Source organism: Thiohalobacter sp. (genome assembly GCF_027000115.1).
Taxonomy (GTDB): Bacteria; Pseudomonadota; Gammaproteobacteria; order Thiohalobacterales; family Thiohalobacteraceae; genus JALTON01.
Window position 1 is genome coordinate 1 of record NZ_JALTON010000041.1, and the last position, 14,340, is coordinate 14,340.

Sequence of the window (14,340 nt, forward strand, 5' to 3'; positions counted from 1 at the left end):
CCGGGCTGGTGGCGGCCGCCTCGGTGGCGGATTACGACAGCAACCGCATCCGCAAGCACGAGTTCACCCGGCCGGCCAAGGAGGACGACCGGGTGCGCCAGATCGAGGCGCTCAACGCCCAGACCGGCCCGGTGTTGCTGGCCTACCGCTCGCAGGACGAGATCGACGCCATGATCGACTCGGTGACCCGGGGCGCGCCGGAGTACGACCTGGTGGCCGACGACGGGATCGGTCATACCTTCTGGGTGGTTGACGACCCCGATCTCATCCAGCGCCTGACCGAGGGCTTCGACCGCATGGAGGCGATCTACATCGCCGACGGCCATCACCGCTCGGCGGCGGCTTCGCGGGTGGCGGCGAGCAAGAACGGCCCGCCCGACGCCATGAGCCGCTATTTCCTTTCGGTGATTTTCCCGCACAAGCAGATGAAGATTCTGGATTACAACCGCGTCGTCAAGGATCTGAACGGGCTCGATGAAAAGACCTTCATCGAAAAGGTGGCGACAGCCTTCGATGTCAACGCGTCCGACACGCCCGTGTCACCGGCGCAGCCCGGCGAGTTCGGCATGTACCTGAATGGCCAGTGGTACCGCCTGAATATCCACCCGGAGCGCATTCCCGCCGACCCGGTCGCGCGTCTCGATGTCAGCCTGTTGGCCGACAATCTGCTGGAACCGGTGCTGGGCATCAGCGACCCGCGCACGGACCCGCGTATCGATTTCGTTGGCGGAATCCGCGGACTCGGCGAGCTGGAACGGCGCGTCGACAGCGGCGAGATGGCCGCGGCCTTTTCCATGCACGCCACCACCATGGACGACCTGATGGCGGTTGCGGATGCCAACGAGGTGATGCCGCCCAAGTCGACCTGGTTCGAGCCCAAGCTGGCCGACGGACTGGTGTCGCATTTGCTTAATTGATATCAAGCGGCCTTGGTGCAGAATGCGCGGGGGTGGCCGGCAGGCCGTGATGTTGGCGAACGGGGAGCGAGCGGAAAATGACGGAGACAGCCGGTATGCAGGCAGGGGTTGTACCCTCGTGGCCGCTGCCCTATGCCCGGTTCCGGCTGGCGTTCGAAGCCAGCCGGGGCACGCGGCTGCCGCCCTATCCGGGCTCCGCGTGGCGGGGCGCCTTCGGCTGGGCGTTGCGCGACCTTGCCTGTGTCACCGGGCAGCCGGACTGCCGAGGCTGCGCCTTCGCTTCCCGCTGTGTCTACCAGCGTCTGTTCGAGACCGCCCGCCAGGGCCGGCCGGAGTCGGGCATGACCACCCACGCCCCGCACCCCTTCGTGTTGAGGCTGCCCCCGAGCCACCCGGCGGGGCTTGTTCTTGTTGACATCCATCTGTTCGGCGAGGCCATGCGCTGGCTCGACGAGGTGGTGATGGCGTTCGCCCGCGCCGGCCGGGCCGGCGTGGGCGGGGCCCGAAACCGCCTGGGGCTGGTTCGCGTCCTTCAGCGCGTCGGCGGAAGCTGGGCGGAGTTGTCCCCGGACAGCGGGCGGCTGACCCCGTTTCCGGCCGCTGTCGACGAACCGCCGGATATTGCCTGCGTGGGGCGACAGGTGCGTGTCGAACTCCAGTCCCCGCTGCGGATAGTTCGCCGAGGGCGTCCCCTGCGGCCCGAGGAACTGACGCCGCGGCACTTCGTCCACGCGCTCTATGCCCGGGTGCGCAAGCTCGCGCGCGCGCAGGGGCAGACGCTGCAGATGTTCTGGCCTCAAGTGCCGTCGGAAGTGGGGTTTGCCGGGGTCTCGCTGCGATGGATCGATTTTTGCCGCCGTTCCAGCCGGCAGGGGCGCCGCCACCCGATTGGGGGGATTGCTGGACACTTTGATCTTTCACTGGCCGGACTTGAGACTGCCTGGCCTCTGCTCTGGCACGGTCAATTCCTGCACGTGGGCAAGCTGACCGCCATTGGTCACGGCGGCTACCGCCTGCGGTGGCACTCGGTTGCTGGCGGCGCGTCTGCCGGGCAGATGACGGATCCTCGCGAACAGGACATCTGAAGGGATCGGGTTTCATTGTAAACCATTGGGTTGTGTGGTGAATATGATGCAGGTTTCATGGGAATTGCGGCCGCATCATGAAATCGGGGAAAAATCACGGCCAAAGCCGGGCGGCGCCCGGATGATGCGGTACTGTGGCTGCTCTGATGGGGAGATTGTGCGTCATTGCCAACGATGTCACCGATGATCGACGTAGCCGGCGGTTCGCCCGGAGGTTGGGGGTTGGTGTTTGTGTCATCCGGCGTTTGGGGTAGACTGCCGACATACCAAGAACATGCGTGATGCCCGCCGCCATTGCGGCGCGACCTTGCCTTTGTTGAACGAAAAGCCTCTGCGGGCGCGAGCCGGCAACGGGCAGAACCGCGCTGGCGTGCGGCCCTGCCTTCCCCGCCCCGCAATCCGCTGGCCGCAAGCTTGCGAGACGTGCGGACTGCCGCAGGCTGCGAGACAGTAGCCGTGCCCCGGCGTGTCAGGGAGCCCATGGCAGGAAGCCGGCGAGGGAGACCGAAGGATGCCAGGCAGGGCACCGGGGCAGATCAAAGGAACGGGCATCGCGGAGAAACCATGCAGCCACACGAATATGGAAGGCGTATTCTGCTTGCGGTGACGGGGCTTTCGCCCCAGGTAGTCACCGAAACGGTTCATGCGCTGGCCGTGACGCGGTCGCCCGCGTTCGTCCCCACCGAGGTACACCTGGTCACCACGGCCGAAGGCCGGGATCGTGCGCGACTCAGCCTCCTGCACCCGCGCACGGGCTGGTTCCACCGCTTGCGAGAGAGCTACGGGCTGCCGGAGATCGGTTTCGACGACACCCGCATCCATGTGCTCGAGGGCCGCAACGGCCAGCCCATGCAGGATATCCGCTCGCCGGATGACAACAGCGCGGCGGCGGATTTCATTACCTGTCTCGTTCAGGAACTCACGCGCGATGAAGCCGCTGCGCTGCATGTGTCCATTGCCGGCGGGCGCAAGACCATGGGGTTCTACCTCGGTTACGCGCTGTCGCTGTTCGGCCGTCCCCAGGACCGGCTGTCCCATGTGCTGGTTTCGGCCCCCTACGAATCCCATCCCCATTTCTTCTTTCCGACCCGCGATAGCGAGATCATCTACACGCCTGCGCCCGACAACCGGCCGCATGACACCCGGGATGCGGTGGTTACGCTGGCGGAGATTCCCTTCGTGCGGCTGCGCGACGCACTGGAAACCGGTCTGACCGACGGGGCCTGCAGCTTTCTCGATGCGGTGCGGTTGGCGCAACGTGCGGTGCCGCCGGCGGGTCTTGTACTGCGGCCCGGCGCGTGCGTGGTCGTTGCCGGAGGCGAGGAAGTGCGGCTGGAGCCGTTGCGCTTTGCCCTCTACTGGCTGCTGGCCGAACGGGCGCTGGCGGGGCAGCCGGCGGTGCACTGGACCGACAAAGGCTTCGAGGCGCGGCTGCTGGACAGTTACGGGCGGCTGGTCGGCAGGGACTCGGGGGATTTCGAGCGCGCACAGCGCAACTGGGGCCAGGGACTGGCGCGGGAAAATGTCGATCCGCTCAAGTCGCACGTGAATCGCACCCTCAAGCGGGTGCTCGGAGAGCGGGGCGCCCAGCCTTACCTGATCCGACAGCTCGGCAGTGTGCCCGGGACGCGCTACCGGCGCTTCGGGCTGACCCTGGGCGCGGGCCAGATTGCCATCGAGCATCGCAAGCTTGCGAGGGATGACGGGGGGTGCGCCTCCGGCAATCATGCAGAGGTGCAGGCCGGCCCGGCATCATCAACAGTTAACGGGAGGATAGGATGAGCATGCAGACCAGGGAATGCACCGCGCGCTTCCTTGCGCCGGCATTTCTCGGCAACGCGGCGCAGGATGGCCAGTGGCGTTCGCCGCCGTTCAAGCATCTGCTCCGCGCCTGGTGGCGGGTGGCATGGGCCGAAGCCAACGGTTTTTCCGGCAGTGTCGATACCCTGCGGCGGGACGAGGGCGCGCTGTTCGGGTCTGCTGCCGACGGTACGGGTCACCGCAGCAGGGTTCGGCTGCGGCTCGACCGCTGGAATCAGGGCAGTCTGAAACGGTGGCAACCCCTGGGTGCGGTGCAGCACCCGGAGGTGAGAGTTGCGGTGGATGCCGGGCTGTATCTCGGCTATGGACCCGTGAGATTGCCGCGAGGTTCACGCGAGCCGGCGCTCAAGGGCAACGCCGCCATTCAGGCCGGCGAGTCGGCCAGGCTGCGTCTGGCGTTCCCCGATGGGGATTCCCGCCTGATCGACCGAGCGCTGGCGCTGATGGATGCCTTCGGGACCCTGGGTGGCCGTTCGCGCAACGGCTGGGGGTCGCTGGCGCTGGAAGGCGCGCCCGCACTCGGAAGCCTGCCCCTGCGCGACTGGGCGGCGTGTCTCGACCGCGACTGGCCGCATGCCATCGGCCGCGACGAGCGCGGCGCGCTCGTCTGGCAGACCGAACCCTTCGACGACTGGCAGGGGCTGATGCGCCGACTGGCGGAGATCAAGATCGGTTTTCGGACCCGGTTTCCGTTTCCGAAGGAGAGGCCCCCTCATCAGAGGGTTGAGGACCGTCACTGGCTCGCCTATCCGGTGACTCGCCATGTGACCAGGAGCTGGAATCGCAATGCCCGCCTCCCCAACAGCCTGCGCTTCAAGGTGATCGCCATCGATGGCGGTCTGCGTGGGCGCATCTTCCATGTTCCCTGCCTGCCCCCGCCGCAGTTCCGGCCGGATCGTCACGCCATCGAAAGGGTCTGGCGCGAGGTGCATGCCTTTCTGGACGGCACGAAAGGTGTCGAGAGGACAGCTCCATGAACAACGATCGCGAAAACCGGCTCTGGCAAACCAAGCTCGATGCCCGCCTGCATGATCCGGGCGAGAAGGCGCTGATCCTGATGCGGACCCGCGAGGGCCACGAGGGCGGTACCGTGCGCATCCTGCGTGAACGTTTCGGCCTGACGCACGTCGATGCCGCCGCGGTGAATCGGGCCGACTGGTGGGCCTCGGCCGCCGACCGGCCGCAGTGGCCGCGCAATCTGAGCGACCGGCTTCACTGGACGCGGGAGCCGGTGCTGGTGCATCCGGTGAGCGGGGACGAGATCGACCTCGCCGCGGAGGGCCGGCTTGCGGAGACGGATCCCGCGGACATCGCGGCGCGCAGTCTGGCGCATTTCGAGCGGCTTCGCGCCGCTTGCAGGAATGATGTTCGGCGGTCGCTGCTGGCGTTCTGGCGGTTCGGCCCGGAGTTGCAGGAGAGCGGAGATAACGGCCGGCTGGGCGAACTCTGGCCACAGCTCCCGGCCGATACCCGGGTGCCCGATCATTCCATCTGGGAACACCTGGACCTGGCCTCGGCCTTCGCGGGTGCCTTTGCCGCCGACGACAATGGCGAAGCAGCGCTGCTGGCCATGAGCATCGGGCCGGTGCAGTCCTTCATCGCCGCGGCCCGATCCACCTCCGATCTGTGGGCCGGCTCGCATCTACTCGCGCGACTCGCCTGGGAAACGATGAAGCCTCTGGTCGACGAACTCGGGCCGGATGCGGTGCTTTTCCCCCGCCTTCGCGGGATTCCGCAGGTGGACCTCTGGCTGCGCGAGCAGGGCCTGCCCGACGAGCTGTTCGCGGAGGCAGCCTGGAGCAAGGGCGCGAGCGCAGACGCCAATCCGTTGTTTTCCGCCGCCCTGCCCAATCGCTTCGTGGCGCTGGTGCCGGCGGGGCGGGCGCGCGCGCTGGCGGAGCGCTGCCGCACGCACGTGCGGGACTGGATGCAGAAAAAGGGCCGGCAGGTGGTGCAGCGGCTTCTGACGGAGATCGGCGAGGCCGCGGATGATGCCTCCCTCTACTGCTTCGAGCAGGCGCGGCGCCAGCTGAGGGACTTTCCGGAGGTGCACTGGACGTCCGTCCCCTTCTCGCTGATCCGCGCCAGCGCAGACGGCAAGCGCGTGGAGGATACGGTGCGGCTGTCCGAGGCCATGGCGCCCTTCTTCGGCGTACCAGCGGGCGAACCCACGGGCTTTCTTGCAAGCGATGCCTGGCGGGTGCTGCAAAAGAGCATCGAGTGGCAGGACGGCACTGCTTTCTGGGAACCCAATCCCGGGGTGCTGTATCCGGCGGTGTACGACCTTGCGGACCGGGTACTGGCCGCTGCCAAGTCGGTGCGCCAGTTCGGCCAGGTCGACGAACGCGGCTGGCGCGATTCGCTCACCGGCGAGGTGGAGTGGCTGACCCTCGATCCTGGCCACCTCGGCAAGTCGCCCCGCCAGCAGACGGAAACCCTCTGGTCACGCATTGCGGAAAAGCGCCCGGCCTGGGCCCGGCCCGGCGAGCACCTTGGCGCCCTGTCGGCGATCAAGCGCCTCTGGCCAACCCTGTTTGCGGAAGAGGTCGGCCGGGCAACGGGGCGGGACTTCGGGCGATTCGTGGTGTCCACGCACACCATGGCACTTGCCTCGCAGCTGGATCGCTGGCTCGAGCAGGGCGGACTGACCGCCAAGGGCTTCTCGCGGGCTGCCGCCGATGTCGCCACCAGTCGTGTTGCGTTGCCCGTGCGCCTGCTGTTGCGTCACCCGCAGCGGCAGGATGCCCTGCGGGACGCGCGCACGCTGCTGGCCATGCTGGAGCGGGCGCAGGAGACGGATGATGACGGCGAAGCCGGACGGCTGCGGAACCTGGTCCGGGGCACGCTCGGCAACGCCGGCGGCGACTTCCGCCTTGAAACCTACTATGGCCTGCTGATGATGGACGGCGACCGCATGGGCGCGTTGCTGGTGGAGGAGGGGGCGACCACCTTCCGCGAGGTATTTCATCCGCGGATCCGGCGCCAGTTCGACGAGCGGGCCGCGGGCAATGAGGCGCTGCGTGCCTACGGCGAGATGCGGCGCGTGCCTTCGCCTGCAAGGCACATGGCGATCTCCGGTGCATTGAACGACTTTGCGCTGCATGTGGTGCCGCATGTCGTCCAGCGCGAATATCTCGGGCGCCTGATCTATGGCGGTGGTGACGACGTGCTGGCCATGCTGCCGGTCGCAGACCTGCTGCCGGCCGCCGCGCGGCTGCGTGACGCCTGGTCGGGTACCAGCCGGTTCGCGCCCGTCGACGGAACCGACAGCCAGCGGACCCGGCTGGAGCTGCAACGGGGCTTTGCGCTGCTCGACGGCCGGCTGTTGCGGATGATGGGCAGCCGCGCGACTGCCAGCGCCGGTCTGGTGGTCGCCCATCACCAGGCGCCGCTTGCGCGTGTGCTGCGCGAACTAAGGGAAGCCGAGGCGACGGCGAAGGAGGCGGGCGGGCGCGATGCGATCCATGTCCGCGTGCTCAAGCGTTCCGGCGGCGCGCTCGCGCTGACCCTCAAGTGGCAGGATCTGGCGCTGTTCCGGCACGTGGTCGATTTCCTGCGCGAGCCGAGCGTGTCGCGGCGGGCGGTCTATCACTGCCTGCAGTGGATTCGCGATCTGCCGCGCCCCGAAGGCGAGGGCGCCCTGATGGCCAGCCTCCTCGGCTACCAGTTCCGCCGCCAGGCGGGCAGCAGGGCAGTGGCGGACGATCACGCCGTCGAGCAGCTTGCCGCGGATCTTGCGAGGCGTTCGGTCGCGCAGGCGGAGCCCGTCGACTGGACCGGAAACCTGCTCTCGGTGGCCGAGTTCCTCGCGCGCGAGACGCGCGCCGGGATGGTCCCGGGAAGCACCAACGGAAACGGCAACAGGGGAGAGGCAGCATGAATGCACACTTCATCGAGCCCATGGATGTGCTGTTCCTGAGGGGCAACCGCCTGTTCGGGGATGCCGGCAGCTATGGCGAGTCCATGGTGCCGCCCTGGCCTTCGGTGGCGGCCGGTGCGATCCGAACCGCCATACTCGCGCGCGACGGAGCCGACCCCGCGGCCTTCGCGAGGGGCAAGCATGAGCATGCCCATCCGACACTGGGCACGCCCGATGCACCCGGCAGCTTCCGGATCACCGATTTCCAGCTAGCCTGGCGGGGCGAAACTGGCGAGGGGCCGCTCGAAAGGTTCTATCCGCTGCCTGCGGATCTCGTGGCCACGCGCGAGGCGCAGCAGGAATACATCACGCTGCGCGCGCTCTCGCCCTGGCAGCCCGCCGCCGGCATCGACTGCTCCATGGCGCTTGAGCGTCTGCCGGTGATGGCGCAGGCTTCGCGGTCGAAACCGGTCACCGGCCTGTGGCTGACTTCCCGGGGCATGCAGTCCTGGCTGGACGGGCGGTTGCCCGATGCGTCGGCCGATCTGGTTCCTTCCGCCCGGCTCTGGGTTCATGACGAACGCATCGGCATCGGCCTGCAGGCGGACACCCGCCGAGCCGACGACGGCAAGCTGTTCTCCATGCAGGCCGTGGCGTTTTCCCGGGGGGTCGGATTTCTGGCCGAGGCGGAAGGCGACGGCCTGGACGCAGGCACCGCCCTGCGTTTCGGAGGCGACGGCCGCGGCGCGGTCGTCGATCGTGCCGCGGCGCCGGCGCCCGAGGCGGACGTCGACCGCATCCTGGCATCCCGGCACTGTCGCCTGATTCTCGCCACGCCCGGCATCTTCCCCGGGGGCTGGCGCCTGCCGGGAATGGATGCGGCGGGCGCGTTCGAGCTCTGCGGCGTGCGCGGCCGCGTCGTGGCTGCTGCGGTCAATCGCGCCGAGGTTGTCTCGGGCTGGGATCTGGCCCTCCGGGAGCCCAAGCCCGCGCGCCGTGCCGTTCCTGCCGGCAGCGTCTACTGGATCGAGGATCTCCAGGCTACGCCGGATGATCTTCGCAAGCTTGCGGCGCATGGCCTGTGGCCCGAAACCGGCTACGATGCCCGGCGTCGCGCAGAAGGTTTCAATCGTTTTCTTGTTGCCAGCTACTGATTCGAGGAGAGGATCATGTTCGAACAAAAGGCAGCCGTTTTCCTGTATGCCGTGAGCCCCGTGCACATGGGCGCCGGCACGGCCACGGGGCTGATCGACAACCCCATCCAGCGCGAGCGCCACACCAGCCATCCCTGCTTTGCAGGCTCGGGCATCAAGGGCGCGGTGCGACACTCGTTCGAGTCCCTGGGCGGAGAATCCGCATTGATCGATCGCATCTTCGGCCCCGAATCGGGCAGCAGCACCCTGCACGCCGGGGCCGTCAGTTTCGGCGATGCGCAGCTCGTGGCCTTCCCGGTGCGCAGCCTGAAGGGCGGCTATGTTCATGCCACCTGCCCGCAGGCGCTGGCGCGCGCCCAGCGCCTGCTGCGACTGACGGGCAATGACTGCGACTGGAGCATTCCGGCCGTGGACGAAGGTGCCTGCCGGGTCGCCGGCGATACGCTGCTGTCGCGCGGCGGCGACCTTCATCTGGAAGCCTTCCAGTACAGTGCCACGGTCGACGAGGCCGTCTCCGCGCTCGGGCAGGCGCTCGCCGCGCTGGCCGTTCCCGAGGAGCCGGCGTATGCCTGGTTCCGCGAAAAGCTCGCCCGCGATCTGGCCATCCTCTCGGATACGGATTTCGCGTACTTTTCGGAGAATGCCACCCTGGTGGAGCCGCATGTGCGCATCGACGAGAAGACAGGAACAGCCGCCGCCGGCGGCCTGTTCTATACCGAGAACCTGCCGCCGGAGTCCCTGCTGATCGCGCCGCTCATGGCCGGCGGCACCCGCACCGGCAAGGCAGAGGAGGCGCTCGATGCGGACGAGGTGATGGTCAAGCTGCGCACGGTGCTCGACAACCGCCTGCTACAGCTCGGTGGCGATGCCACCACCGGCCGCGGGCTGGTGGTGGCCCGCCTTCAGGGAGGTGCCCGGGCATGAGGCAGACGATGGAACAGCGCCGCGCCGCGCACGCCTGGGACTGCGCGCTTGCCGCGAAGCAGGCGCTGGAACGCGGCAATGGCAAGGATGGCTACAAGGACTACATCAACGCCGCCAAGGGGATGCCGGCGCTGATCATGAACAGTGGCCTGATGCAGGTAATGGCCTACAACCAGGGCAAGAAGGAGGAACGCTACGGACTGCTCTCCGCCCATCTGCGTGACTGGCTCCGGAAATCGCTCGGCACGCCTGACGATTTCCGTGGCTTCATGCAATACCTGCTGAAGGCGGACCCGCCGGAATTCCAGGCCATCACGGCCGAGGCGTTCGCCTGGCTGCGCTGGCTGCGCCAGGTGGCCCCCGCCCTCGAAAGGGAGGATGCCTGAGATGCCGGTTGCCGCAGTACCCGAATACCTGGGCCGGGATTTCAGCGAAGCGTCGCCCGGGCTGAGGTTCGGCCTCTATCTCCCGCTGTGGACGGAACGTGCCGATCAGGAACGGCAGGTCAGGGCGCTGGCGGGCAAGCGCAGTCGCGAGGCAGGGGAGCTGAAGGAGATCCTCGACTCGAAAGGAATGGACGCGGCCATCGAACATGCAAGGGCCAGACGCGGCCGCCTCCCGGCGCTCTGGGAGAAGAACGATCACGGGGCCCGGGACGCGTGGCGCACGGTTGCCAGGCTTACGCCGGATGATGTCGCTCGCGGGCATGCCTTGCAGGAGCGGCAGTCGGCGATGATCGAACTGCTCGAGTCCGCAGGGCAGGCCGCGGTCTTTCACGCGCGGTCGGTGGCGCCTTTCACCACCGGCCTTGGCAACGAACATCCGCTGGAGAACGGCTTTGCCTTCCTCTGGCCCTACGGACTGCCGTATCTGCCGGGCAGCGGCGTCAAGGGTGTGTTGCGCCAGGCCGCGCGGGAGCTGGCGGGAATCAGCACGGCGGCGCAATGGGAACTGGAATCGGACTGGACGGCAGAGGCCATCGACGCCCTGTTCGGAAGCGAGGACAGTGCCGCCCCGGCGCGTGGCGCGCTGCAGTTCTGGGACGTGATCCCCGGGATCCGGGGTGACAGCCTGATGCTGGAGGTGATGACGGCGCATCAGTCGCACTACTATCAGAAGGGCGAATCGCCGCACGAATCGGGTCGGCCCAACCCCATTAACTACCTTACCGTGCCGCCGGGATCGGCCTTCGCCTTTCACGTGGTCTGCAATCTTTCGTTCCTGCGCGGTCGTGCGCCGGAACTGGCGGAGAACGGTCGCTGGAAGGCGTTGCTCGAACAGGCGTTCGCGCATGCCTTCGACTGGCTTGGCTTCGGGGCCAAGACCGCAGTGGGCTACGGCGCCATGGCAGTGGACGAGAGAGCTGTGGAAGCCGCCGAGCAGCGGCGGCGTGAACGGGAGGAGGAGGCCCGCGTCGCGGCCATGACCGAGGAGGAACGGCAGATTGACGAACTGCGAAGTCTCTTCGAGCGCGAATGCGCGGCGGGGCGCCTGGCGCCGAACGGGCTGATCGCCGAAAAGCGGCTGCGCCTGCTGAAAGCGGCCCGGGGCTGGACCGATCCCGGCGCGCGCCGGGCGGCAGGGGCGCTTTTGCGCGAGATTGCCAGGGAACTGCCCTGGTCGAAGAAGCGTGTCAGGGAGGCCAGGGCGATCATGGCCGAACTGCTCGGAGGATGCGAGTGAGCATTATCGCGGTGACCCGTCACCCCGGCGCGCGAGCCTGGCTGACCGAACAGGGCGTGGAAGCCGATCGGCTGGTCGACCATCTGAACGTCGACGAGGTCGGGCCGGGTGACATGGTCGTCGGCGCCTTGCCGGCTCATGTCGCGGCAGACATATGCAGCCGCGGTGCCCGCTATTTTCACATCGTCATGGAGCTTCCCGCCGGGCTGCGTGGAAAGGAACTCACGGCAGACGAGATGCGACGCTGCGGCGCGCGCCTGGAGGAATATCGCGTGGAGCAGCTCGAATGAGAGAGCTGGTCGTGGCCATCCGCGACTTCGTGATGACCTGGCTCGATCCGGTTGGCATCGTCATCGGACTCGCCGTGGCCGTGCCGGTATTCTGGACCTGGTACGAGGTCGTGTTCGGCCGCGGACGGCGCCGGCGCCGCTGGTATCGGGAGATCCGGAGGCGGCCGGGCGACAGGCCCGCGATACTCGTTGTGGATCTGCTCGCCGGAAGGGACATACTCGCCAGTGTGGAGCAGTTCAGGCAGCACAACGAGTTGCTGCGCGGGGTTCCGGACAACAGAGTATTCTTGCTGCGCCGGAACAAGCATATTGGTCCGGATGACATGCCGCGGCTCGCAGAGGACATTCGCGAGGCCGCAGCCTCCCTGATGGCTTCCGGTGCCAACAGCATTCACTTCTTTTACGCCGGCCCGGCTGCGGTTGCCGCCCTGGTCGGGGCCGAACTCGCGAATGTCGCGCGTGTTCTGGTATATCAGCACGGGGCCACCGGCTATCAGTGTCTCGGACCCCTGCGCGGCGAAGTGTCATGAAGCTCGATACACATCTCATGCTGGTTTCCGCCCAGCCGACACCGAATCTGACTCCGGTACTCGACCCCGGGGTCTGCCCGCGGCGCGTGGTGCTGCTGACCAGCCCCGACATGCGTGAGCGCGCAGCCTGGCTGGAAGCCGTGTACAGGCCCCGCGGCGTGGTCACGGAGCAGTGGCCGATCTCGAACGCATGGGATATCGAGGCCATTCAGGGCCGCGTGCTGGAGTTCCTGGAAAGCGAAGATGCGCTGGCGGATGCCGGGGAACTGGCCCTGAATGCCACCGGCGGCACCAAGCCGATGAGTATTGCCGCGTACGAGGTGTTCCGCGACTGTGACTGTCCCATCTATTACGTTCATCCCGAGGAGGACCGCCTGATCTGGATGCATCCCTCCGGGCGGCCTCCGCATGCCCTGGCCGATGTCGTGCGCATACCCGATTTCGTGCTGGCGCATGGCGGGTGCGTTCAGGCGGAGGAGGATATACGCATCCCGCCCGCCTTCCGCGACTTCACCCGGGATATGGTGCGCGACATCGGGTATTTCGAAAAGGCGCTTGGCAGGCTGAACTGGTATGCGTCGGAGGCAAGGGACGGATTGCGCTCGCCGCCGCTGGAGGTCGCACACGAGTTCGATAACGCATTCCAGGACCTGCTTGAACGGTTGGATATGCTGGGCATACTGCGGGTCAGCGACGGATGTATTCTGTTCGCCGACGAGGCAGCGCGCTTTTTTGCCAACGGGGGCTGGCTGGAGCAGCACGTTCATGCCGCGATGAATGCACTCAGGGGGCGTGGTATCCGAATACAGGATGCAAGGCGGGGGCTGCAGGTTGAATGGCAGACCGGGCACTCCCGGAACGAGATTGACGTCGCCTTCCTGGTGGACAACCGACTTCACGTGATCGAATGCAAGACCCGTGGATGGGCAGAGCGGGGTGCCGGTGCTGATGCCCTGTACCGGCTTGACAGTCTTGCCGATGCGGCCGGCGGGCTGCAGGCGCGTGCAATGCTGGTAAGCTACCGCCGCTTGGGCAAGGGGGATGTCAGGCGAGCGAGGGACCTGGGGATAGAGGTGGTTCAGGGTGGCCAGATTGCGGAAATGGCCGCGCGTCTTCAGAGGTGGGTGAAGCCGGCGTGAGCGGGGCAGGTCTTTTTTGCGCGGCAATCGCGGTCCCCGACTTGGCGGTTAGTCGCCGACTTGCGCCGGGGGTTCGGATGGTATTATTTTTCGGAGGTGGCGCCGGACTGGTGGAGGGTCTTGCATGTTGATGAAATCACGTTGAAATACGCCCTGTGCGGTTGGGGACGATGCCCTGATTCAGAAGGGATTAAGACATAGTTTCATGATCTTTATAGCTCCTATTATGTTGGGGACGATGCCCTGATTCAGAAGGGATTAAGACCTGACCCGCTCTCCGATTCCAATTAAAAACTGTTGGGGACGATGCCCTGATTCAGAAGGGATTAAGACCCGATCCGCCCGCCTTTATTGCTTCCGTGACTTGTTGGGGACGATGCCCTGATTCAGAAGGGATTAAGACCTTCGGAATTCATAACAGCTTCGGCAGTCGGTGTTGGGGACGATGCCCTGATTCAGAAGGGATTAAGACGGACAGGTCCGGAACACTCGACGGCAAGTCCGTTGGGGACGATGCCCTGATTCAGAAGGGATTAAGACAAGAATTTGTGTTCCGGGTTTTCTTCATACAGGTTGGGGACGATGCCCTGATTCAGAAGGGATTAAGACACGCTGCCGCGATAAACCCTGACAGAAAACATGGTTGGGGACGATGCCCTGATTCAGAAGGGATTAAGACTGTAACCTCCTACAAAGTTGGGTTAAACGGGCGGTTGGGGACGATGCCCTGATTCAGAAGGGATTAAGACTTAACTGGTTGTGCTATTGCTAATTGCAATAAGTTGGGGACGATGCCCTGATTCAGAAGGGATTAACCCGATAGTTGCATAAATTCTGCCCCGTTTTTTACTGAAACAGCCTATATGCAGCGTGAAACACGCATTGCGTAGTGGTATATGGACCTCACCGGAGGTGAAGTCCAGAAAACACCGAAAGCC

At 66.2% G+C, this 14,340-nt stretch carries 12 protein-coding genes and 1 CRISPR repeat array; all 12 genes read left to right on the forward strand.

Annotation, left to right across the window (positions count from 1 at the left end; genetic code table 11):
* A partial coding sequence (locus MVF76_RS07715) for a DUF1015 domain-containing protein (protein ID WP_297528229.1) occupies positions 1-917 on the forward strand: 917 nt, incomplete at its 5' end.
* Positions 918-1,012: 95 nt separating this feature from the next.
* Positions 1,013-2,002 carry a CRISPR system precrRNA processing endoribonuclease RAMP protein Cas6 gene (cas6, locus tag MVF76_RS07720; protein ID WP_297528230.1) on the forward strand — a complete coding sequence of 330 codons (990 nt, stop codon included), beginning with the start codon at positions 1,013-1,015 and terminating at the stop codon, positions 2,000-2,002.
* A gap of 564 nt (positions 2,003-2,566) precedes the next feature.
* Positions 2,567-3,784: a CRISPR-associated ring nuclease Csm6 gene (gene csm6 / locus MVF76_RS07725; protein ID WP_297528231.1), complete on the forward strand. Its 1,218-nt coding sequence runs from the start codon at positions 2,567-2,569 to the stop codon at positions 3,782-3,784.
* A complete protein-coding gene (locus tag MVF76_RS07730; RefSeq protein WP_297528232.1) occupies positions 3,781-4,800 on the forward strand; it encodes an RAMP superfamily CRISPR-associated protein in 1,020 nt (339 codons plus the stop codon). Before csm6 ends, MVF76_RS07730 begins: the two co-directional genes overlap by 4 nt.
* On the forward strand, positions 4,797-7,703 hold the full coding sequence (cas10, locus tag MVF76_RS07735; RefSeq protein ID WP_297528233.1) for a type III-B CRISPR-associated protein Cas10/Cmr2: 2,907 nt from the start codon (positions 4,797-4,799) through the stop codon (positions 7,701-7,703). Before MVF76_RS07730 ends, cas10 begins: the two co-directional genes overlap by 4 nt.
* Positions 7,700-8,836: a type III-B CRISPR module-associated protein Cmr3 gene (gene cmr3 / locus MVF76_RS07740; RefSeq protein ID WP_297528234.1), complete on the forward strand. Its 1,137-nt coding sequence runs from the start codon at positions 7,700-7,702 to the stop codon at positions 8,834-8,836. Before cas10 ends, cmr3 begins: the two co-directional genes overlap by 4 nt.
* Positions 8,837-8,851: 15 nt before the next feature.
* Positions 8,852-9,760: a type III-B CRISPR module RAMP protein Cmr4 gene (gene cmr4, locus MVF76_RS07745; protein WP_297528235.1), complete on the forward strand. Its 909-nt coding sequence runs from the start codon at positions 8,852-8,854 to the stop codon at positions 9,758-9,760.
* Positions 9,757-10,146, forward strand: coding sequence for a type III-B CRISPR module-associated protein Cmr5 (gene cmr5, locus MVF76_RS07750; protein ID WP_297528236.1), 390 nt, complete (start codon positions 9,757-9,759; stop codon positions 10,144-10,146). Before cmr4 ends, cmr5 begins: the two co-directional genes overlap by 4 nt.
* A 1-nt stretch (position 10,147) precedes the next feature.
* Positions 10,148-11,443 (forward strand): type III-B CRISPR module RAMP protein Cmr6, encoded by a 1,296-nt coding sequence (gene cmr6 / locus MVF76_RS07755; protein WP_297528237.1) that lies wholly within the window; start codon positions 10,148-10,150, stop codon positions 11,441-11,443.
* Positions 11,440-11,733, forward strand: coding sequence for a CRISPR-associated protein Csx16 (gene csx16 / locus MVF76_RS07760; protein WP_297528238.1), 294 nt, complete (start codon positions 11,440-11,442; stop codon positions 11,731-11,733). The genes cmr6 and csx16 overlap by 4 nt, the downstream gene beginning before the upstream one ends.
* A gap of 11 nt (positions 11,734-11,744) precedes the next feature.
* Positions 11,745-12,263, forward strand: coding sequence for an SAVED domain-containing protein (locus MVF76_RS07765; RefSeq protein ID WP_297528239.1), 519 nt, complete (start codon positions 11,745-11,747; stop codon positions 12,261-12,263).
* A 17-nt stretch (positions 12,264-12,280) separates the two neighbouring features.
* On the forward strand, positions 12,281-13,402 hold the full coding sequence (locus MVF76_RS07770; protein ID WP_297528240.1) for a Card1-like endonuclease domain-containing protein: 1,122 nt from the start codon (positions 12,281-12,283) through the stop codon (positions 13,400-13,402).
* Between the two features lie 160 nt (positions 13,403-13,562).
* Positions 13,563-14,220: direct repeats of the CRISPR family, unit length 37 nt; unit sequence GTTGGGGACGATGCCCTGATTCAGAAGGGATTAAGAC.
* The last annotated feature ends 120 nt before the right edge of the window (positions 14,221-14,340 follow it).

Bases quoted from the DNA above. Each gene is read 5' to 3' on its own strand.
- csm6 (WP_297528231.1), top strand. From the start codon at position 2,567: ATGCAGCCACACGAATATGGAAGGCGTATTCTGCTTGCGGTGACGGGG.
- cmr6 (WP_297528237.1), top strand. From the start codon at position 10,148: ATGCCGGTTGCCGCAGTACCCGAATACCTGGGCCGGGATTTCAGCGAA.
- cmr4 (WP_297528235.1), top strand. From the start codon at position 8,852: ATGTTCGAACAAAAGGCAGCCGTTTTCCTGTATGCCGTGAGCCCCGTG.
- MVF76_RS07770 (WP_297528240.1), top strand. From the start codon at position 12,281: ATGCTGGTTTCCGCCCAGCCGACACCGAATCTGACTCCGGTACTCGAC.
- cas6 (WP_297528230.1), top strand. From the start codon at position 1,013: ATGCAGGCAGGGGTTGTACCCTCGTGGCCGCTGCCCTATGCCCGGTTC.
- cmr3 (WP_297528234.1), top strand. From the start codon at position 7,700: ATGAATGCACACTTCATCGAGCCCATGGATGTGCTGTTCCTGAGGGGC.
- cmr5 (WP_297528236.1), top strand. From the start codon at position 9,757: ATGAGGCAGACGATGGAACAGCGCCGCGCCGCGCACGCCTGGGACTGC.
- cas10 (WP_297528233.1), top strand. From the start codon at position 4,797: ATGAACAACGATCGCGAAAACCGGCTCTGGCAAACCAAGCTCGATGCC.
- MVF76_RS07730 (WP_297528232.1), top strand. From the start codon at position 3,781: ATGAGCATGCAGACCAGGGAATGCACCGCGCGCTTCCTTGCGCCGGCA.